Annotated in this window: 16 protein-coding genes; 6 read left to right on the forward strand and 10 right to left on the reverse strand. The window is 71.5% G+C overall.

The window, feature by feature from the left end:
* Positions 1–28: 28 nt before the first annotated feature.
* The 7 genes from murD to rsmH form a co-directional block, all read right to left on the reverse strand.
* Entirely contained in the window at positions 29–1,468 is a 1,440-nt protein-coding gene (gene murD / locus ACZ562_RS18455; protein ID WP_471179900.1) for a UDP-N-acetylmuramoyl-L-alanine--D-glutamate ligase, read from the reverse strand.
* Positions 1,450–2,523 (reverse strand): phospho-N-acetylmuramoyl-pentapeptide-transferase, encoded by a 1,074-nt coding sequence (gene mraY / locus ACZ562_RS18460; RefSeq protein ID WP_471179903.1) that lies wholly within the window; start codon positions 2,521–2,523, stop codon positions 1,450–1,452. The genes murD and mraY overlap by 19 nt, the downstream gene beginning before the upstream one ends.
* On the reverse strand, positions 2,520–3,935 hold the full coding sequence (locus ACZ562_RS18465; protein WP_471179905.1) for a UDP-N-acetylmuramoyl-tripeptide--D-alanyl-D-alanine ligase: 1,416 nt from the start codon (positions 3,933–3,935) through the stop codon (positions 2,520–2,522). Before ACZ562_RS18465 ends, mraY begins: the two co-directional genes overlap by 4 nt.
* Before the next feature lie 4 nt (positions 3,936–3,939).
* Entirely contained in the window at positions 3,940–5,469 is a 1,530-nt protein-coding gene (locus ACZ562_RS18470) for a UDP-N-acetylmuramoyl-L-alanyl-D-glutamate--2,6-diaminopimelate ligase (protein WP_471180325.1), read from the reverse strand.
* A gap of 161 nt (positions 5,470–5,630) precedes the next feature.
* A complete protein-coding gene (locus ACZ562_RS18475) occupies positions 5,631–7,580 on the reverse strand; it encodes a peptidoglycan D,D-transpeptidase FtsI family protein (protein WP_471179907.1) in 1,950 nt (649 codons plus the stop codon).
* Between the two features lie 5 nt (positions 7,581–7,585).
* Positions 7,586–8,107, reverse strand: a complete 522-nt coding sequence (ftsL, locus tag ACZ562_RS18480; RefSeq protein ID WP_471179909.1) for a cell division protein FtsL — start codon at positions 8,105–8,107, stop codon at positions 7,586–7,588.
* Between the two features lie 90 nt (positions 8,108–8,197).
* Positions 8,198–9,154: a 16S rRNA (cytosine(1402)-N(4))-methyltransferase RsmH gene (gene rsmH, locus ACZ562_RS18485; RefSeq protein WP_471179912.1), complete on the reverse strand. Its 957-nt coding sequence runs from the start codon at positions 9,152–9,154 to the stop codon at positions 8,198–8,200.
* A gap of 424 nt (positions 9,155–9,578) precedes the next feature.
* On the opposite strand from rsmH, the gene ACZ562_RS18490 reads away from it, so the two are divergent.
* The 4 genes from ACZ562_RS18490 to ACZ562_RS18505 all read left to right on the forward strand — a co-directional run bounded on the left by ACZ562_RS18490 (position 9,579) and on the right by ACZ562_RS18505 (position 15,169).
* Complete coding sequence (locus tag ACZ562_RS18490) at positions 9,579–10,124, forward strand: beta-class carbonic anhydrase (protein WP_471179914.1); 546 nt, start codon at positions 9,579–9,581, stop codon at positions 10,122–10,124.
* Between the two features lie 247 nt (positions 10,125–10,371).
* Positions 10,372–11,412: an AAA family ATPase gene (locus ACZ562_RS18495; protein ID WP_471179915.1), complete on the forward strand. Its 1,041-nt coding sequence runs from the start codon at positions 10,372–10,374 to the stop codon at positions 11,410–11,412.
* Positions 11,412–12,785 carry a DUF58 domain-containing protein gene (locus tag ACZ562_RS18500; RefSeq protein ID WP_471179917.1) on the forward strand — a complete coding sequence of 458 codons (1,374 nt, stop codon included), beginning with the start codon at positions 11,412–11,414 and terminating at the stop codon, positions 12,783–12,785. The genes ACZ562_RS18495 and ACZ562_RS18500 overlap by 1 nt, the downstream gene beginning before the upstream one ends.
* Positions 12,782–15,169 (forward strand): transglutaminase TgpA family protein, encoded by a 2,388-nt coding sequence (locus ACZ562_RS18505; RefSeq protein WP_471179919.1) that lies wholly within the window; start codon positions 12,782–12,784, stop codon positions 15,167–15,169. Before ACZ562_RS18500 ends, ACZ562_RS18505 begins: the two co-directional genes overlap by 4 nt.
* 106 nt (positions 15,170–15,275) lie before the next feature.
* Here the strand turns inward: ACZ562_RS18505 and ACZ562_RS18510 are convergent, their stop codons facing one another.
* From ACZ562_RS18510 to ACZ562_RS18520, 3 genes are all read right to left on the reverse strand, one after another.
* Positions 15,276–15,674: a DUF3040 domain-containing protein gene (locus ACZ562_RS18510; RefSeq protein WP_471179921.1), complete on the reverse strand. Its 399-nt coding sequence runs from the start codon at positions 15,672–15,674 to the stop codon at positions 15,276–15,278.
* Positions 15,675–15,983: 309 nt separating this feature from the next.
* The gene (locus tag ACZ562_RS18515; RefSeq protein ID WP_471179923.1) at positions 15,984–16,754 is read right to left on the reverse strand and encodes a methyltransferase; all 771 of its coding nucleotides are present in this window, start codon (positions 16,752–16,754) and stop codon (positions 15,984–15,986) included.
* Positions 16,755–16,995: 241 nt separating this feature from the next.
* The gene (locus ACZ562_RS18520; protein WP_471179924.1) at positions 16,996–17,559 is read right to left on the reverse strand and encodes an SAV_6107 family HEPN domain-containing protein; all 564 of its coding nucleotides are present in this window, start codon (positions 17,557–17,559) and stop codon (positions 16,996–16,998) included.
* 180 nt (positions 17,560–17,739) lie between these two features.
* Here ACZ562_RS18520 and ACZ562_RS18525 point away from each other — a divergent pair, with 180 nt between their 5' ends.
* Complete coding sequence (locus tag ACZ562_RS18525) at positions 17,740–18,534, forward strand: ATP-binding cassette domain-containing protein (protein WP_471179925.1); 795 nt, start codon at positions 17,740–17,742, stop codon at positions 18,532–18,534.
* Complete coding sequence (locus ACZ562_RS18530; protein WP_471179928.1) at positions 18,506–20,590, forward strand: YhgE/Pip family protein; 2,085 nt, start codon at positions 18,506–18,508, stop codon at positions 20,588–20,590. Before ACZ562_RS18525 ends, ACZ562_RS18530 begins: the two co-directional genes overlap by 29 nt.
* Positions 20,591–20,641: the final 51 nt, after the last annotated feature.

Raw genomic sequence — 20,641 nt, forward strand, 5'->3', positions numbered from 1 at the left:
AAGCACCCGCAGTGGCCGATGCCCACCGTCAGGTGCCCGCTCCGAGTTCGCGAACCGCCTCCGCGAACGCGTCACCGCGCTTGTTGTAGTTGGCGAACATGTCCATGGAGGCACAGGCGGGGGCGAGCAACACCGTGTCGCCGGCGACGGCAAGCCGCCTGGCTTCCTGGACAGCCGCGAGCATCGCCCCAGTGTCGGTCCGGTCGAGGTCGACGACAGGTACTTCCGGGGCGTGTCGCGCGAGGGCTTCGCGGATCAGCGCACGGTCCGCGCCGATCAGCACCACGCCCCGAAGCCGCTGTGCCGACTTGGTGACCAGCTCGTCGAAGGCCGCGCCCTTGGCGAGTCCGCCCGCGATCCAGACGATCGGATCGTACGCCGCCAACGAGGCCTCGGCCGCGTGGGTGTTGGTGGCCTTGGAGTCGTCGACATAGGCGACCCCGTCCACATCGGCGACGTGCGCGATGCGGTGGGCGTCCGGGGTGAAGGCCTGGAGGCCGTCCCGTACCGCCTTGGCGGGCACCCCGAAGGCGCGGGCGAGGGCCGCCGCCGCCAGGGCGTTGGCGATGTTGTGCGGGGCCGGCGGGTTGACGTCGGAGACCTCGGCGAGCTCCTGGGCGTTCTTCTGCCGGTTCTCGACGAAGGCACGGTCGACCAGGATGCCGTCCACGACGCCGAGTTGGGAGGGCCCCGGCGTGCCGAGGGTGAAGCCGATGGCCCGGCAGCCCTCCTCGACGTCGGCCTCGCGCACCAGGTCCTCGGTGGCCTTGTCGGCGACGTTGTAGACGCAGGCGATGCGATTGCCCTCGTAGACGCGGCCCTTGTCGGCGGCGTACGCCTCCATGGAGCCGTGCCAGTCGAGGTGGTCGGGCGCCAGGTTCAGCACGGCGGCCGAGTGGGCGCGCAGGGACGGCGACCAGTGGAGCTGGTAGCTCGACAGCTCCACGGCGAGGACGTCGTACTGCTCCTCGCCCAGCACCGCGTCCAGCAGCGAGACGCCGATGTTGCCGACGGCGGCCGTGCGCAGGCCCGCCGCCTTCAGGATCGAGGCGAGCATCTGGACGGTGGTGGTCTTGCCGTTGGTGCCGGTGACCGCGAGCCAGGGCGCGGCATCGGGGCCACGCAGCCGCCAGGCGAGCTCGACGTCGCCCCAGACAGGGACGCCGGCCTGTCGGGCGGCCGCGAACAGCGGCTTGTCCGGCTTCCAGCCGGGCGCGGTGACCACGAGCTCGGTGCCTTCGGGCAGGGTCGCGCCGTCACCCAGGCGCACGGTGACGCCCAGCGCCTCCAGCTCGGCGGCCTGCGCACGGGCCCGCTCGTCGTCGCCGTCGTTGACGACCGTGACGACGGCTCCCAGGCCGTGCAGCACCTTGGCCGCCGGGATGCCGGAGACGCCGAGTCCGGCGACGGTGACGTGCTTGCCCGTCCAGTCGCTCCCCTGCCAGTCGGTCACTTTTCTGCTGCCCATCCCGCGTAGAAGAGCCCCAGGCCGACGATGACACAAATGCCCTGGATGATCCAGAAACGGACCACCACGAGCACTTCCGACCAGCCCTTGAGTTCGAAGTGGTGCTGGAGTGGCGCCATGCGGAAGACGCGCTTGCCGGTGAGCCGGAAGGAGCCGACCTGGATGACCACCGACATGGTGATGAGGACGAACAGGCCGCCGAGGAGCGCGAGCAGCAGCTCGGTGCGGGAGCAGATCGCGAGGCCGGCGAGCACACCGCCGAGCGCCAGCGAACCGGTGTCACCCATGAAGATCTTGGCCGGCGAGGTGTTCCACCACAGGAAGCCGAGGCAGGCACCCATCAGCGCGGCGGAGATGACGGCGAGATCGAGCGGATCCCGCACCTCGTAGCAGGCGCTTGGGTTGGTCAGGGTCTCACCGTTGGCGCAGGACTCCTGGAACTGCCAGACGCCGATGAAGGTGTAGGCGCCGAAGACCAGCACGGAGGCGCCGGTGGCGAGACCGTCCAGACCGTCCGTCAGGTTCACGCCGTTCGACATCGCCAGGATCATGAACAGCGCCCAGATGACGAACAGGACCGGGCCGATCGTCCAGCCGAAGTCCGTGATGAACGACAGCTTCGTCGAGGCCGGGGTGTTGTTGCGGCCGTCCGCGAACTGCAGCGAGAGCACGGCGAAGCTGATGCCGACGATCAGCTGGCCGGCCATTTTCGCCTTGGCCCGCAGGCCCAGCGAACGCCGCTTGACGATCTTGATGTAGTCGTCGACGAAGCCGACCATGCCCATGCCGACCATCAGACCCAGCACCAGCACTCCCGAATAGGTCGGGGTGTAGCCGGTGATCACCTTGGACAGGAAGTACGCGGCGACCGTGGCCAGGATGAAGGCGATACCGCCCATCGTCGGCGTTCCGCGCTTGCTGGCGTGTTCGCGGGGGCCGTCGTCACGGATGTACTGGCCGTACCCCTTGCGGGCCAGGAGCTTGATCAGCAGCGGGGTGCCGACCAGGGTCAGGAACAGGCCAATGACTCCCGCGAACAGGATCTGCTTCATCATCGGGCGGCAACCTCACCCTCGGCACCGGTCTCGACGAGCGCCTGCGCCACGCTCTCGAGCCCGACCGACCGGGACGCCTTCACGAGTACGACGTCTCCCGGGCGCAACTCGCTGCGCAACAGGTCGACCGCCGCTTGTGCGTCGGACACGTGCACCGACTCCTCACCCCACGAACCCTCGTTATATGCGCCCAGTTGCAGCCAGGACGCTTCCCTGCCCCCGACCGCGACGAGCTTGCTGACGTTGAGCCGGACGGCGAGCCGCCCGACCGCGTCGTGCTCGGCGAGCGCCTCGTCCCCGAGCTCGGCCATCTTGCCGAGCACCGCCCAGGTCCGCCGCCCCTTGCCCATGGCCGCGAGCGCGCGCAGGGCGGCTCGCATGGACTCGGGGTTCGCGTTGTAGGCGTCGTTGACGACCGTCACGCCGTCCGGGCGCTCGGTGACCTCCATCCGCCAGCGGGAGAGGGAGCCCGCCTCGGAGAGCGCGGTGGCGATCTCTTCCGCGGACATGCCCAGTTCGTGGGCGACGGCGGCCGCGGCGAGCGCGTTCGACACGTGGTGCTCACCGTACAGGCGCATGGTCACTTCGCTTGCACCGGAGGGTGTGAGAATCCTGAAGGCAGGCTGTCCGCTGTCCGTGAGACGTACGTTCTCGGCGCGTACGTCCGCTTCGCCGGACTCGCCGAAAAGGATCACCTTCGCCTTCGTACGGGAGGCCATGGCCCGTACGAGGGGATCGTCCGCGTTGAGGACCGCGATGCCGCCGTCATCGGCGGAGGGCAGGCTCTCGACGAGTTCGCCCTTCGCCTGTGCGATCTGCTCACGGCCGCCGAACTCGCCGATATGGGCGGTGCCGACATTGAGGACAAGACCGACCTTCGGCGGGGTCAGGCCGGCGAGGTAGCGGATGTGGCCGAGGCCGCGGGCGCCCATCTCCAGGACGAGGAACCTCGTCTCCTCGGTGGCGCTGAGCGCGGTGAGCGGCAGCCCGATCTCGTTGTTGAGCGAGCCGGGGGTCCACACCGTGGGCGCCTTGCGCTGGAGCACCTGCGCGATCAGGTCCTTCGTGCTGGTCTTGCCGGCCGAGCCGGTGAGGGCGACGAGGGTCGCGCCGAGCCGTCCCACGACATGGCGCGCGAGCGCGCCGAGGGCGGTCTGGACGTCCTCGACGACGATCGCGGGAACGCCGACGGGGCGGGACGCCAGTACGGCGACCGCACCCGCTTCGACGACCGCGTGCGCGAAGTCGTGGCCGTCCACGCGCTCGCCGGCGAAGGCGACGAAGAGGCTGCCCGGCTCCACCTCACGGGAGTCCCGGACGACCGGTCCGGTGACCTGGAGGGACGGATCCGGTATGTCGTGCGTCTGCCCGCCGACGACTGCTGCGATCTCGGCGAGGGAGAGGGCGATCACAAGTTCATCCCTGGGTCTTCTGGATAGCTTCGCGAAGCACCTGGCGGTCGTCGAAGGGACGGACCACTCCGGCGATGTCCTGGCCCTGCTCATGCCCCTTGCCCGCGACGAGCACGGTGTCCCCCGGCCGGGCGCGGGCGACGGCGGCGGCGATGGCGGCGGCCCGGTCCTCGAAGACCTGGACCTCGCCACGCTCGTGTACTGGCACGGACGCCGCGCCCTCCAGCATGGTTGCGAGGATCGCGAGGGGGTCCTCGGAGCGGGGGTTGTCGGAGGTCAGTACGGCGGTGTCGGCGAGCCGGGCGGCGGCGGCGCCCATCGGGGCCCGCTTGGTCCGGTCGCGGTCCCCTCCGCAGCCGAGCACGACGTGCAGCCTGCCCTCGGTGACCTTGCGCAGCGCACGCAGGACGGATTCCACGGCGTCCGTCTTGTGGGCGTAGTCGACGACCGCGAGATACGGCTGTCCCGCGTCCACGCGCTCCAGGCGGCCCGGCACGCCCGGCACGGCGGCGACGCCGTCGGCGGCGGCCTGCGGGTCGAGGCCGGCCTCGGCGAGGGCGGCGATCGCGGCGAGGGTGTTCGCGACGTTGAAGGGCCCGGGCAGCGGCGACCTGGCGGCGATCCGCTCGCCCTTGGGCCCGATCACGGTGAACGTCGAGTCCATCGGCCCGACCTGGACGTCCTCGGCACGCCAGCCGGCGTCCGGGTGGCCCTCGGCGGAGAAGGTGACGACCGGGACGGTGGCCTCCTTGACCAGCCTGCGGCCGTACTCGTCGTCGAGGTTGACCACGCCGAGCCTGCTGCGTTTCGGCGTGAACAGCTGCGCCTTGGCCTGGAAGTAGTCCTCCATGCCGGAGTGGAACTCCATGTGCTCCGGGCTCAGGTTGCTGAAGACCGCGATGTCGAAGACGCAGCCGTCGACCCGGCCGAGGACCAGCGCGTGGCTGGACACCTCCATGGCGACCGCCTCGACACCGCGCTCGCGCATGACGGCGAACAGGGCCTGCAGGTCGGTGGCTTCGGGGGTGGTGCGCTCGGACTTGATGCGCTCGTCGCCGATGCGCGTCTCCACCGTGCCGATCAGTCCGGTGGCACGGAAGTTCTTCAGGCCGCCCTCGACGAGGTAGGCGGTCGTGGTCTTGCCGGAGGTGCCGGTGATGCCGATCTGGAGCAGGTCGCGGCCCGGATGCCCGTAGATCGTGGCCGCAAGCTCGCCCATCCGTGCCCGCGGGTCGTCGGCGACCAGCACCGGGAGCCCGGTCGCGGCGGCCCGCTCGGCACCGGTCGGGTCGGTCAGGACGGCGACCGCGCCGAGGCCGGCGGCCTGCGTGACGAAGTCGGCGCCGTGCAGGCGGGCGCCCGGGAGGGCGGCGTACACGTCGCCGGGGCGGACGGCGCGCGAGTCGTGGGTGATGCCCGTGACCTCGACGGCGCCCTGCGGACTCTGCGGCGTCGCGGCACCCAGCTGATCGGCGAGCTCCGCGAGGGGTGTGGCGGAGACCTGAACCGGCCTGGGCGGTCCCGGATATGTCACGGGTACGCCCTTCTGGGTGGTTTGGGACTGATCAGCGTGTGGCACGGCGGTGAGCGTACCGGGCGCACCCACTTGGGAGCGAAGTGAGGGCGGGGACGGGACGTGGTTCCCGGAATCGGGGGTGAGCATGGTCACGGAGCGTTCCTGACTGGTTGCGCTGATCAGGGTGTGAAGGTGACGGGCAGGTTCGCGGCCTTCGCCCCCGTGGGCGGGACCTGGAGGGTCTTCAGGGCGAACTCCATCACCTCCTTGTAGATGGGGCCGCAGATCTGGCCGCCGAAGTAGCTGCCCTCGGTGGCGTTCTGGATCGCGCAGTAGACGGTGACCCGGGGGCTGTCAGCGGGCGCGAATCCGGCGAACGACGACGTGTATCCGTGGTACTTGCCGGTGGCCGGATCGACACGGTTGGCCGTGCCGGTCTTGCCCGCGACCCGGTAGCCGGGGATGCGGGCCTTGGTGCCGGTGCCCTCCACGTCGTCCACGACCGACTCCAGCATCCGGGCGAGGGTCTTGGCCGTCTTCGCGCTGACGACCCGTGTCTGCCCGGGCTTCGGGGCGGGTGTGAAGCGGCCGTCGGGCCCCTGCGTGCCGCGCACCAGTGTGGGCTCCACACGGACGCCGCCGTTGGCGATGGTCGAGTAGACGGACGCGGCCTGCATCGCGTTGATGGACACACCTTGGCCGAAAGGAATCGTGTACTGCTGCGAAGTCGACCAGGTGCCGGGCGTGGCGAGGATGCCCTTGGTCTCGCCGGGGAAGCCGAGCCCCGAGTAGCCGCCGAGGCCGAACTTGCGCAGGTACGAGTAGAGGACCTGGTTGGCCTGCCGCTGCGTCTTGCCGAGCTGGCCGGTCGCCAGGATGGTGCCGATGTTGCTGGACTTGGCCAGCACGCCGTTGAGCGTCAGGTTCCACGTCGGGTGGTCGATGTCGTCCTTGAAGAGCCGGTCGCCGCGGTGCAGCCGGTTGGGCACGACGACGTGCGTCAGCGGGGTCGCGACGTTCTCCTGGAGTACGGCGGCCATGGACATGATCTTGGCGGTGGAGCCGGGCTCGTAGGCGTCTTCCACGGCCCAGTTGTGCAGCGCGTCCGGATCGGCCTCGGAGAGATCGTTCGGATCGAAGCCGGGCGAGTTGGCCATGGCGAGGATCTCGCCGGTCCGGGTGTCCTGCACTATCACGTAGCCGCGGTCCGCCTTGGACTTCCTGACCTGCTCGGTGATCGCGTTCTGGGCCGCCCACTGGATGTCGCGGTCGATGGTGAGCTCGACGTCGCTGCCCGGCACGGCGGGTGTCTCGGCCGAGCCCGCGGTCGGCACCTGGCGCCCGCCGGCCTGCGCGTAGCGGATCTTTCCGTCCTTGCCGGCCAGCACGCTGTCGAGCTGCTGCTCGATGCCGCCGCCGCCCTTGCCCTCGTAGTTGACCCAGCCCAGTATCCCGGCGGCGAGGTCGCCGTTCGGATACACGCGCTTGCTGCTGGAGACCGCGAAGACGCCCGCGAGGACGTTGACGGTGGACGGGTCGCTCTCCGCCTTGGTGGCGAGCGCGCTCTTCAGGTCCTTGATCTGCTTCCAGACCTGCGGGGTCTGGCGGCTGGCGAGCTTGACGTACAGGCCCTTCGTCCTCAGCTTCTTGATGAGCGCGTCCTGCTCCTGGCCGAGGATCGGTGCCAGGAGCGCGGCCGCCTGCTCGGGCCCGTCGTCGATCTTCAGCTGCTTACGGCCGAACAGCGTGGGGTCGGCCGTGATGTCGTAGGCATCCATGCTGGCCGCGAGGGCCACGCCGTTGCGGTCGGTGATTCCGCCGCGTTCGGCGGCCAGGGTGTAGCCGACATACCGGTTCTTCTCGGCCTTGGCGGCGTATGTGCTCGCGTCGACGGCCTGTACCTGCAGCAGCCGTACGACGAAGGCGACCAGCACCAGGGTCAGCCCGAGGCCGACCATGCGCAGCCGGGGGCGGGGGCTGCCCAGCCGGATGACGCGAGGGGCCAGGGGGCGGGGCGCCGCCGGGCGGCGGGCCGGGCGGGCACCGGGGCCCGGGCGCCTCTGGCTGCCGGGGCGGGCGGGCCGTGCGGGGCCGGGTACGCGGCGGCGCGGCGGTTCCCTGTCGGACACTTCCGTCACCTGCCGGGGGTCGTGGTGGTGGAGGGCTGGGCCGGCGCTTGCGTCGGAGAAGCGGGCGGGACTGCGGGCGTCGGGGTCGCTGCGGGCGATCGCGTGGCCATCGCCTCGGGCGCAAGGACGAGGGGATCGACCGCGGAGGTCTTCCGGGCGCTGGCAGCGGCCGGGCTGGGCACGCCCTTGACGGTGCCGTCGGGGCCGAGGAAGGCGGGGTCGCCGCCGGGCACCATGCCGAGCTCCCGGGCACGGCGCTGGAGGGCGTCGGGGGCGGAGTAGGCGTCGACGTCCCGCTGCAGGGCCTGTTCCTCGTCGGTGAGGCTCTTGGTGTCCCGCCTCAGGTCGTCGAGTTTGAACGCTCCTTCGCTGAGAGCCGAGTTCAGCACCAGGAGTCCGATGAGACCGCCGCCGAGGAGGACGACGACGAGGAAGACGAAGGGGGTACGGGCGGCCTGCCCCGCCCCCGCCGGGAAGAGCCGTGCGAGCCGGGCGGCCCGGCCCCTCAGTTCGGGTTTCCTACGCACTCACCCTCCTGTGAGTCCGGTTTCCGGACCCGCACACCCGCACACCCGCGGCATGGGTCCCGAACCCGCGCCCCCGCCCCTGCGCCTGCCTCACTCGACGTCCTCCCTGACGCGCTGGGCGCCGCGCAGTCGCGCCGGTGCCGCTCGCCGGTTCTCGGCGACCTCTTCCTCGGTGGGAAGTTCGGCACCGCGCGTGAGCAGCTTGAGCCGAGGCTGGTAGCGCTCGGGAACGACCGGCAGCCCGGGTGGCGCGGTGGTGGCTGCGCCGGCCGCGAGCACCTGTTTGACCAGCCGGTCCTCCAGCGAGTGGTACGACAGGACGGCGATCCGCCCCCCCACGTCGAGTGCCTTCACCGCTGCCGGGATCGCCCGCTCGAGGACGGAGAGTTCGCCGTTGACCTCGATACGCAGGGCCTGGAAGGTGCGCTTGGCCGGGTTGCCGCCGGTGCGCTTGGCGGCCTGCGGCAGCGCGTCCCTGATCAGTCCCACGAGCCGCGCGCTGTTGCTGAACGGCTCCTTCTCCCGCTCACGCACGATCGCGGCGACGATCCGCTTGGCCTGCTTCTCCTCGCCGTACGCACGCAGGATCCGGACGAGTTCGCCGGCCGGGTAGGTGTTGAGGACCTCGGCGGCACTCATGCCGGTCGTCTGGTCCATGCGCATGTCGAGCGGGGCGTCCTGGGCGTAGGCGAAGCCGCGGCCGGCCTCGTCGAGCTGCATGGAGGAGACGCCGAGGTCGAAGAGGACACCCTGGACGCGCGGGATGGCGAGCCGCTGGAGCACCTCGGGCAGTTCGTCGTACACGGCGTGCACGAGGGTGGCCCGCTCACCGAAGGGGGCGAGCCGCTCCCCGGACAGGCGCAGGGCCTCCTTGTCGCGGTCGAGGGCGACGAGCCGGGCCTCGGGGAACTGCGTGAGCAGGGCCTCACTGTGACCGCCGAGGCCGAGGGTGCAGTCGACGACCACCGATCCCGGCCGCTGCAGGGCGGGGGCCAACAGGTCCAGGCACCGCTGGAGCATCACCGGGACGTGTCGACTCTGGCTCAAGGGGCCCTCTCAGGTCCGGCGCGGCCGCACGCACCGCCGGGTCCCCGCCCACTCGTGACGAGCTACACAGGCCTGCCGGCGCCGGAAGCGTCAGCCGATCGGGAGCGGGAGGAGGCCGAGCCGTACGTACGCGCCGCGCACGTGGGGAGATCCCGCAAAATCGCCGGGGTCTCCGGTAGAAATCAGTCCAGCAGGGAGACCTCGCCTCCCGCTTCGCGTCACTTTAGTCCACCGTGTGCCCCGGTCAATCAACGAGCCTGCGCGTCGCGAGCGCCGGTGCCCGTGAACCCGCGGATCATGAGAAGTCACTCGTACGGGCACACTCGCGCCACCTCTGTGGATTAACTCACAACAAGGCTCAATGGCGTTCTTTGTCCCGTCTCACAACGGGCCAGGACGGTGCGTGACCAGTACGGTCATAGCTATGACGACTTCTGCATCGGTTCCCGCTGGGCCCGGAGGCGCCATAACGGGCGACACCGTCACCGACCGCCTCGTCGAGGCCAACGAGCAGTACGCCGCCGCGTTCACCGACCCGGGTATGGACGCCCGTCCCGTGTTGGAGGTCGCTGTCGTGGCCTGCATGGACGCGCGCCTGGACCTGCACGCCGCGCTCGGCCTGGAACTCGGCGACTGCCACACCATCCGCAACGCGGGTGGCGTGGTCACCGACGACGTGATCCGCTCCCTGACCATCAGCCAGCGCGCGCTCGGCACGCGCAGCGTCGTACTCATCCATCACACCGGCTGCGGTCTGGAGTCCCTCACCGAGGAGTTCCGGCACGACCTGGAGATGGAGGTCGGCCAGCGCCCCGCCTGGGCCGTGGAGGCCTTCCGGGACGTCGACCAGGACGTACGGCAGTCGATGCAGCGGGTGCGCACCTCGCCGTTCCTGCTGCACACCGACGACGTGCGGGGCTTCGTCTTCGATGTGAAGTCGGGTCTGCTGCGCGAGATCGATCCCGCCTGACCGGGCGAACCGGCTCACCCCGGGACCCCACCCCGAAAACATCAGACCGCCACAGGGCCCCAAATAGTCGTAAGACCGACATATCGCGGACAGTTGTCCACAGGCGAGTGACACGAATCGGTAACGGCAGCAAGAATGCGGGGTGTGGCGTCACGCTGAAATTTCCATGCGTGGTGTCCGTGTTTCGGGGTGGGCCGGTCCGCATCGCAGAGCGTCGGCCCGGAAAGAACGGGCCGAGGAGGGCCGGGTGACGACCTATGACGATCGAGCGAGCCTCACTGATCTGACCGCCGTGGTCGAGCGGGTGCGCAGTTCAGTGGAGGGCGTGATCGAGGGGAAGCCCGAGGTCGTACAGCTCTCGCTGACCGTACTCCTCGCCGAGGGTCATCTTCTGATCGAGGACGTCCCCGGCGTGGGCAAGACGATGCTGGCCAAGGCGCTGGCGCGGTCCATCGACTGTTCGGTCCGCCGCATCCAGTTCACGCCGGACCTGCTGCCCTCGGACATCACCGGTGTGTCCATCTGGGACCAGCAGCGCCGGGACTTCGAGTTCAAGCGGGGTGCGATCTTCGCGCAGATCGTGATCGGCGACGAGATCAACCGCGCCTCCCCCAAGACCCAGTCCGCGCTGCTGGAGTCGATGGAGGAGCGCCAGGTCACCATCGACGGGCAGACCTACGAGCTGCCGAGCCCCTTCATGGTCGTGGCCACGCAGAACCCGGTGGAGATGGAGGGCACCTATCCGCTGCCGGAGGCCCAGCGCGACCGCTTCATGGCCCGGGTCTCCATCGGCTACCCGAGCGCCGAGGCCGAGTTGCAGATGCTCGACATCCACGGCGGGGTCAGCCCCCTGGACGACCTGCAGCCGGTGGCCCACGCGCACGAGATCGTGAAGCTGATCGACGCCGTCCGCGGCGTCCACGTCGCCGAAACGGTCCGGCGGTACGCGGTCGACCTGGTCGCCGCCACCCGCACCCACCCCGACCTCAGACTGGGCGCCTCCCCCCGCGCCACGCTGCACCTGCTGCGCGCGGCGAAGGCGTCCGCGGCCCTCAGCGGCCGGGAGTACGCGCTGCCGGACGACGTCCAGGCACTCGCCGTAGCCGTCCTCGCCCACCGTCTGCTGCCGACGGCGCAGGCCCAGCTGAACCGGCGTACGGCGGAGCAGGTCGTGCAGGAGATCCTGCAGCGCACCCCGGTTCCCGCGGCGCCCCAGCCCCAGCAGGGCGGCTTCGGCCTGGACCACGGCACTCCGGCGTACGGCCAGCAGCCGCCGCGGAGGCTGTGATGACCACCGCGGGAGCGGGCCTGGCGGAGGCCGACCGGGGTGACAAAGGCGGCGTACGCACGGCACTGGCCGGTCTGACCACCCGCGGCCGCTCCTTCTTCGCCGCCGGAATCGCGGCGGCGATCTGCGCCTACGTGCTCGGGCAGAGCGACCTGCTCCGCGTCGGACTGCTGCTGGCGGTGCTGCCCCTGGTGTGTGCCACGGTGCTCTACCGCACGCGCTACCGGGTCGCCGGCAGCCGCCGGCTCTCCCCCGCGCGGGTGCCCGCCGGCAGCGAGGCCCGTGTCCATCTGCGGATGGACAATGTCTCGCGGCTGCCCACGGGTCTGCTGATGCTCCAGGACCGGGTGCCGTACGTCCTCGGCCCCCGCCCCCGCTTCGTGCTCGACCGGGTGGAGCCGGGCGGCCGCCGCGAGGTGTCCTACCGGGTCCGCTCCGACCTGCGCGGCCGCTATCCGCTGGGGCCGCTGCAGCTGCGCCTGTCCGACCCGTTCGGCATGTGCGAACTGACCCGGTCCTTCTCGACCTACGACACCCTGACGGTGATCCCGCGGGTGGAGGCGCTGCCGCCGGTGCGGCTGAGCGGCGAGGCCAAGGGGTACGGCGACGGGCGGCAGCGTTCGCTCGCCCTGGCCGGCGAGGACGACGTGATCCCGCGCGGGTACCGCTACGGCGACGACCTGCGCCGGGTCCACTGGCGCTCCACCGCGCGCTACGGCGAACTGATGGTGCGCCGCGAGGAACAGCCGCAGCGCGCCCGCTGCACGGTGCTGCTGGACACCCGGGGCGTCGCCTTCCAGGGCGCGGGCCCCGACTCGGCCTTCGAGTGGGCCGTCTCGGGCGCCGCCTCCGCCTTGGTCCACATGCTCGAACGGGGCTTTTCCGTGCGGCTGTTGACCGACACCGGGAACTCCGTGCCCGGCGAGGGCGCCGACGGGTTCGCGGGCGCGAGCCAGGAGACGGCGGACGCGGCCGGGCTGATGATGGACACGCTCGCGGTGGTCGACCACTCGGACGGCACGGGTCTGTCCCGGGCGTACGACGTGCTGCGCGGCGGGAACGAAGGACTGCTGCTGGCGTTCTTCGGCGACCTCGACGAGGAAGAGGCTGCGGTGGCCGCGAAGATGCGCCAGCGCAGCGGGGGCGCCGTCGCCTTCCTGCTGGACAGCGAGGACTGGGTGCGGGAACCGACCGATGTGACAGGCCCGTCGGACAGGAGCGGGGAGCGGCTGCGGATGCTGCGGGAGGCGGGCTGGACGGCCGTGAGCGTGCCGCGGGGTGCCTCGCTGAGCGAGCTGTGGGGCCAGGCGGACCGGGAGCGCACCGGCATCGGCGCGACGAGCGGTACGAGCCGCGGGGGTGAGCGGTCATGAGCGGACGGGCACGACTGGCGCTGACCGCCTGGGCGGCCACGCTGATGACCGCGTGCGCCCTGCTGCCACTGGTCGACCCGGCCACCTGGATCCTGCAGGCCGCGGTCCTGCTCGGCATCCAGACCTGCGTCGGCGCGGCGACCCGGCGGATCCCGCTGGCCCGGCCGCTGACCCTGGCGGCACAGGCCCTCGTCACGCTGATCCTGCTGACCGTGGCGTTCGCCCGCGAGCATGCCGTCGCCGGGCTGGTTCCCGGCCCCGACGCCTTCCGCCACTTCGCCGGCCTCCTGCAGCAGGGCGCCGACGACATCGCGCGCTACGCGATCCCGGCGCCGCTGACGTCCGACGGGATCCGGCTGATGCTCGTCGGCGGCGTCCTGGTGATCGGTCTCGCGGTGGACACGCTCGCGGTGACCTTCCGCAGCGCGGCCCCGGCCGGACTGCCCCTGCTCGCGCTGTACTCGGTCGCCGCGGGCCTGTCCGACGGCGCCGGCGAGTGGGTGTGGTTCCTGCTCGCTGCGGGCGGCTATCTGATGCTGCTCCTGGCCGAGGGGCGGGACCGTCTCTCGCAGTGGGGCCGGGTCTTCGGCGGGGGGCCGCGTACTCCGGGCGCGGAGTCCGGCTCGGCGGTGGCGCCGGTCCGCACCGGGCGGCGTATCGGCGCGGTGGCGCTGGGCCTCGCCCTGGTGGTGCCGCTCGCCCTGCCGTCGATGAACGGCGGCCTGCTGGACGGCGCCGGGACGGGCGTGGGCTCAGGCACCGGGAGAGGCGGCACGATCTCCGCGGTGAACCCGCTGGTGTCACTGCGCGACAGTCTCAACATGGACGAGGACCGCCAGGTCATGTCCCTCCGGACCAGCACCGGCGACCTCTCGGGCCTTTATCTGCGGATCGTGTCGCTGGACGACTTCGACGGCACCACCTGGAAGCCCTCCAAGCGGCACATCATCGCCGTGCCGGACGAGTTCCCCACGCCGACCGGCCTCGCCCCCGACATCAAGCGCACGGAGATCGAGACCACCGTCTCGGCCGCGAACTGGTACGCCCAGGACTGGCTGCCGATGCCGTACCCGCCGAGCGGCGTGGACATCAAGGGCAAGTGGCGCTACGAACCCGTGGGCATGACCCTGGTCGGCGACCACGGCCAGAACACGCGCGGTGCGACGTACGAGGTGAAGAGCCTGGACGTGCGGCCGACGGCGGAGCAGCTCGCCTCGGCACCGCAGCCGCCCTCCGCCCTGAAGCGTGACTACACCGAGCTGCCGGACTCGCTGCCGTCGGTGGTGGCCGGGACCGCCCGCGAGGTCACGGCGGGCGCGACGAACCCCTACGAAGAGGCGGTCGCGCTCCAGGACTACTTCGCCCTGACCGGCGGCTTCGAGTACGACACCCAGGTGCAGGTCGGCAGCGGCTCCGAGGCGATAGCCCGCTTCCTGAAGAACAAGCAGGGCTTCTGCGTCCACTTCTCCTTCGCGATGGCGGCGATGGCCCGCTCTCTTGGCATACCGGCCCGGGTCGCGGTGGGCTTCGCGCCCGGTTCCCCGCAGGCGGACGGCTCGGTGTCGGTGGGGCTGAAGGACGCCCACGCCTGGCCCGAGCTGTACTTCGAGGGCGTGGGCTGGACCCGCTTCGAGCCGACTCCCAACCGCGGCTCGGTGCCCTCGTACACCGTGCCGGACGCGACCGGCAATTCCCTGCCCGATGTGGCGCGGCCGTCCACGGGGGCGTCTTCGGTGCCCTCCACCGCGCCCTCGGCGAGCGAGAGCTGCTCGGCGCAGCAGAAGAAGCTCGAGGCGTGCGCGAGTGAGTCTCCGCAGGCCGCACTGGCCAACGACGACGACGGCCCGAGGTGGTGGGCGTACCTGGCCTGGGTCCTCGGCGGGCTCGTCGTCCTGGCGATCCCGCTGTCGCCGGCGCTGTGGCGGCTGCGGACCAGGGCCGTGCGCCTGGGCGCGCACGGCCGCTCCGAAGCGGACGTGGCGCTGCACACCCTGGCGGTCTGGCAGGAGCTGACCGATGCCGCATGGGACTTCGGGATCCTGCCTGACGAGTCCCAGACCCCGCGCAAGGCGGCCGCGCGGATCGTCCGGCTCGGGCACCTCGACGCGACGGCGGCGGCCGCGGTGCACCGGGTGGCGGACGCCGTGGAGCAGGTCCTCTACGCGCCGCGGCCGCGACCGACGGCGGGGCTCGCGGACGACGTGCGCCGGGTGATCGCCGCGTTGCGGGCCACGGTCAGCCGGGGGACGAAGCTGCGCGCGTTGATCGCCCCGCGTTCAACCGTCCGGGTGGCGTGGGCGCTGTCGGAGTGGTGGGCCGGCGCCAAGGCGCGGGCCTCCGCGGCCCGGCCGCACCTGCGCAAGCCCTCCGGCCAGCAGAGCTGAGCCCCCCAGGGCTTCGAAGGTCTGCGTGAGGAAGGCATACGTGAGGGGGTGACCACCCGTCGGGTGGTCACCCCCTGACTGACATCTGGGAGATCTGTCCGGCGGGCTAGTGGCCGCCGCCCTGTTCGTCGCGGCGCCGCTGCCAGCGCTGCTCGATCCGGTCCATCATGGAGCGCCGCTGCCGTCCCTGACGGCGGGCCTGCGGGGGACCGCCGGCGGGCTGCTCACCCGGCTTGGGGGCCTTGCGCCAGCCGGTCACGGCGAGTACGGCACAGCCCAGCATGACGAGGAAGCCCACGACGCTGAGCCAGACCTGCTTGGCGACCATTCCGGCCATGAGGAGCGCGATACCCACGAGGAAGCCCGCGACCGCCTGGTAGACCCGCCGCCGGGTGTACGTACGCAGCCCGCTTCCCTCAAGCGCCGACGCGAACTTGGGATCTTCGGCGTACAGCGCTCGCTCCATCTGCTCGAGCATGCGCTGCTCGTGCTCCGAGAGCGGCACGGAGTCCTCCTCATCGTGCAGTCGCCGGGGCGGCGACCCGGGGGGTCCCTTCAGGATAGGCAGGGAATCGCCCCCGTGAAACCCGCCCCTCTACGCCAATTGCTCAACCGGAACCCGCCATGGACGCACCGGCTCGCTGAGGTTTCCATTCCCCAGCGGCCGACCCGTCATGCCGGGCGGTCTCCCTCGATCATACGGCGCACGGCGCCCGATCGGGGGGCCTGTGGCGTACTCCATCCGCAGCCGAGCCGCTGATCAGGGGTGCGCCCATGTGACGCGCCCTCCGCCTCACCGGGCGCGGGAGGCGGGTCAGGCCCCGGTCGTCCCCCGTGTCTCACCGAGCACATGGAGCTGCGTGGCCACGGAGTGGAAGGCCGGGAGTTCGGCGGCCGCGGCCTCCAGCTTCAGGAGGGCTTCCATGGCGCCGGGCTCGGTGTCCACGAGCACGCCGGGGACGAGGTCGGCGAAGACCCGCACCCCGTGCACGGCGCCGACGGCGAGACCCGCGCCCTCGACCAGCTCGGTGAGCTGCTCGGCGGTGAAGCGGCGCGGCACGGGGTCGCCGCTGCCCCAGCGTCCGTTCGGGTCGTCGAGCGCCTGCCTGGCCTCCTTGAAGTGGCCGGCCAGGGCCCGCGCGAGCACGGCACCGCCGAGCCCGGCGGCGAGCAGGCTGAGGACACCCTCGGACCGCAGGGCGGCCACCGCGTTGCGGACGCCCTCGGCCGGGTCGTCCACGTACTCCAGGACGCCGTGGCACAGCACCACGTCGTAGCCGCCGCGCTCGACCACGTCGAAAAGGCCGTGGGCGTCACCCTGGACGCCCTGCACACGGTCGTCGACCCCGGCCTCGGCGGCGCGGCGCTCCAGGGCGAACAGCGCGTTCGGGCTCGGGTCGACGACGGTGACGCGGTGGCCGAGGCGGGCGACGGGCACCGCGAAGTTGCCGCTGCCGCCTCCGGTGTCGAGGACGTCCAGCGACTCCCGCCCCGTGGCCTTGACCCGGCGGTCGAGGGCGTCCTGGAGGACGTCCCAGACGACGGCGGTACGGAGAGAAGCGCGGGGGCGCATCGGGTCCGACACGGCAGTTGACTCCTCGGCGCGGCACCGCCTGTTGCACGGCGGAGCGATCGGGGTGCCTCCCGGCCCGGCGTACGGGAGAGGAGGGCATCAGCGTCCCCCACCCTATTGCCTCCGCTGCCGTGCCTGGTCACTGCGGTGCCGTGCCCCCGCTCCGTCTCGTACGGGCGGACTCCGGGGCCGGTGGATCCGTCCGTCAGCCGGCGTCCGGCGCGGCAGCGACGTCGCGAGCCGGACTCGTCCGTCAACCCGCGTCCGGGATGTCGCGGTCGGTGGTGGCGCCGTCCGGATCGTCCTTGTCCTGGCGCGGCTGCGGCAGGACCGGCTGGAGCACCAGCGTCCGCTCCACGAGGCGGAGGAACATCGCCACGTCGCGTATCAGGTCGTCGGCGTCCCGGCGGCTGGCCGCGCCCCGGATGCCGGCCTCGGCCCGGGCGCGGCGCCGGGCGCCGGAGGCGAACAGCGCGCTCCACTCCGTGAGTTCGGGCGCGATTTCGGGGAGCACTTCCCAGGCGCTCCTGATACGGGTCCGGCGTCCGGCGACGGGTTCGGGGCGGCCCCGAGCGGCGAGCACGGCGGCCGCGGTGCGCAGGGCTGCGAGGTGGGCCGTCGCATAGCGCTCGTTCGGCGTTTCCAGGGCGGCGGCCTCGTCGAGGCCGGTTCGGGCCTGGGCTAGCAGGTCGAGGGCGGCGGGCGGGGCCGTGGTCCGGCGGAGCACGGGGTGCACGTCGCCGGCGGGGCCGGTCAGTGAGGGGGCAGGGCCGGTGGCGCGGCGCCGGCGGGCGGCGGCTGCGTGGTAGCTGGCCATGACGAACCTCCTGTCGTCGTGTGACGGCACGCCCTGATACGGGGTGCCGTATGTGCCCATCGTGGGGTATGGCACTGACAATCCGTTCTGACCTGGGCTTTTGCTTCCATCCAAGGTTCAGGCTAGTTTTTGCACTGACCAGTCAGTTCAAAAACATTCGGCTCGACTTCAGGGGGAGCTGTGGACGGAATCGGTGTCACAGCCGAGAACTTCGGCCTCAAGGGCCCGCGCGGCTGGGCCTTCCGCGGGATCACGGTCGATGCGGAGCCCGGTTCACTGATCGCGGTCCAGGGACCGTCCGGCTCCGGCCGTACGTGCCTGCTGCTCGCGCTCACCGGGCGGATGAAGGCCACCGAGGGGAGGGCGACGGTGGGCGGGGCCCGGCTGCCGAAGCAGTTGACGGCCGTGCGCCGGGTGAGCGCCCTGGCCCATGTCGCCGGGGTCACCGACCTCGATCCGGCCCTCACCGTCGGAGAGCACCTGCACGAAAGGGCGCTGCTGCAGCGCCGCTTCGGCGACTCCCTGCGCGGGCTGCTGCGGCCGCGTGCCGAGCGGGCGAACGAGGCGAGGCTCCGCCTGGTCACCGCGCTCGCCGCCGCGGGGCTGGACCGGGAGGCACTGCCCAAGGGCTCCCGGACCGCCGTACGGGACCTGGAGCGGCTGGAGGCGCTGCGGCTGTCCATCGCCCTGGCGCTGATCGGGCGGCCACGCCTGCTCGGGATCGACGACACCGACCTGAAGCTGTCCGACGCCGAACGGGCCGAGGTGTGGGCCCTGCTCAGGTCCATCGCCGAGGCCGGGACGACAGTCGTGGCGGTGTGCAGCGAGGCGCCCGAGGACGCGGTCACGGTGGCCACCCGGCAGAAGACCGGAGACACCGAGGAAACCCACGAAACCCGGGAAGCCCAGGAAGCCCAGGAAGCCCAGGAAACCGAGGAGAAGGCTGATGCGCTCGCCGAAACTGGCCGCTCTTGAGCTCCGCCGCTTCGGCAGGGGGAAGCTGCCGCGTGCCGCCCTGGTCGCGCTGCTGGTGCTGCCCCTGCTGTACGGCGCCCTGTACCTGTGGTCGTTCTGGGATCCCTACGGCCACCTCGACCGCATCCCCGTGGCCCTCGTCAACGACGACAAGGGGACGACCGCCGACGGGCGGAGGATCACGGCGGGTGACGACATCACGGAGGGGCTGCGCGACAGCAAGGTCTTCGACTGGCACGAGGTGAGCGCCCGGGAGGCACGCGCGGGCGTGGAGGACGGCACGTACTACCTGTCGCTGACCATGCCGGCCGGTTTCAGCGAGCGGATCGCCTCCAGTGCGGGCGACGACCCCGAGACGGGGGCGCTCCAGGTCCGCACGAACGACGCGAACAACTACATCGTCGGGCAGATCTCGCGGTCGGTGTTCAGCGAGGTGCGGACGGCCGCGTCCACCAAGGCCTCGCGGTCCTTCCTGGACCGGATCTTCATCTCCTTCTCCGACATCCACGGCGCCACCGTGAAGGCCGCGAACGGGGCCGACCGGCTCGAGGGCGGCATCGGGAAGGCGGAGAAGGGTTCCAAGGACCTCGCCGACGGCCTGAAGGACGCGAAGGAGGGCAGCGGCAAGCTGTCCAAGGGGCTGACGAAGCTCAACACGGGCGCCGGGGATCTGGAGGACGGCTCGAAGCAGGTCGCCGAGGGCACGCGCGCGCTCGCCGGCAAGGTCAACGGTGTCGCCGACGAGGTCGGTCCCTTCCTTCAGGACAACGAGAAGACGATCGGTGACACCGCCCAGCTCGTGGCCGACTCGGCCGAGGCGATCCGCCACAACCTCGACACGCTGGTGAGGACCGCCCCGGCCGCCGCCAAGGGCGCCCACGCAGCCTCCGACACGCTGGACGACGTCTACAAGGAGCGCTGCGAGACTCCTGTGCTGCCGGACGCCGCCTGCGCCGACCTGAAGAAGGCCAGGCAGGCCGCCGCCGACGTGGCGAAGGTCGCGGACGACGTCAACGCCCTGATCGCCGACCAGAACGGCGACCTGAAGGAGCTCGACAAGCACCTCGGCACCCTCCAGAAGCAGGCCCAGGCGCTCGCCGACCGCGCGCCCCACCTCTCCGAGGACCTGGACGACGCCGTATCAAAGATCAACAAGCTGAACGAGGGCGCCGGAAAGGTCGCAACGGGCGCGAAGACACTTCATTCGGGGCTCGGCACCGCCAGGACCGGCGCGGCGGACCTGGACGCGGGCGTGGGCCGGCTGAGGACGGGCGCCGTGGACCTCAACGGCGGCATGTACAAGCTCGTCGACGGCTCCGGGAAGCTCTCGGACGGACTGCACGACGGCGCGGAGCAGATCCCCGACTACGGCAAGCAGGACCGCGACCGGCGCACCGAGGTCATGGCCGACCCGGTCCAACTCGTCTCCAGGGACCTGCACAAGGCGCCCAACTACGGCACCGGTTTCGCCCCGTATTTCATCCCGCTGTCGCTGTGGGTGGGCTCGATGGTCGCCTACATGCTGATCCCGCCGATGAACCGGCGCGCCCTCGCCGCGGGCTCCTCGGCCTGGCGGATCGCGCTGGCGGGCTGGCTGCCGGTGGCGGCGATCGGTGTGCTGCAGACGGTGGCCCTGATGGCGGTGCTGCACTGGGCGGTCGGACTGCAGATGGCCCACGCGGCCGGCACGGTGGGCTTCCTCTTCCTGGTGACGGCGTGCTTCGCGGCGATCGTGCAGTGGCTGAACGCGCGCTTCGGAGCGGCGGGCCGGATTCTCGTACTCGCCCTTCTGATGCTGCAGCTGACCTCGGCGGGAGGCACGTACCCCGTGCAGACCAGTCCGGGCTTCTTCAACGCGCTCCACCCCTTCCTGCCGATGAGTTACGTCGTCGAGGCCCTCAGGAGGCTGATCACGGGCGGCGGTACGGGACCCGTGTGGCAGGCGTGCGCCGTGCTGGCGGCCTTCACCGCGGGCGCCCTCGCGCTGACCGCGCTGTCGGCCAGCCGCCGGCAGGTGTGGACGTTCGACCGGCTGCACCCGGAGCTGAGCCTGTGACCTCTTCCAGGACCTTGCCTCCCGTGCCGTCTCCCCGGTCCGTTCCTGTGA

The organism is Streptomyces sp. NPDC040410, assembly GCF_055595715.1.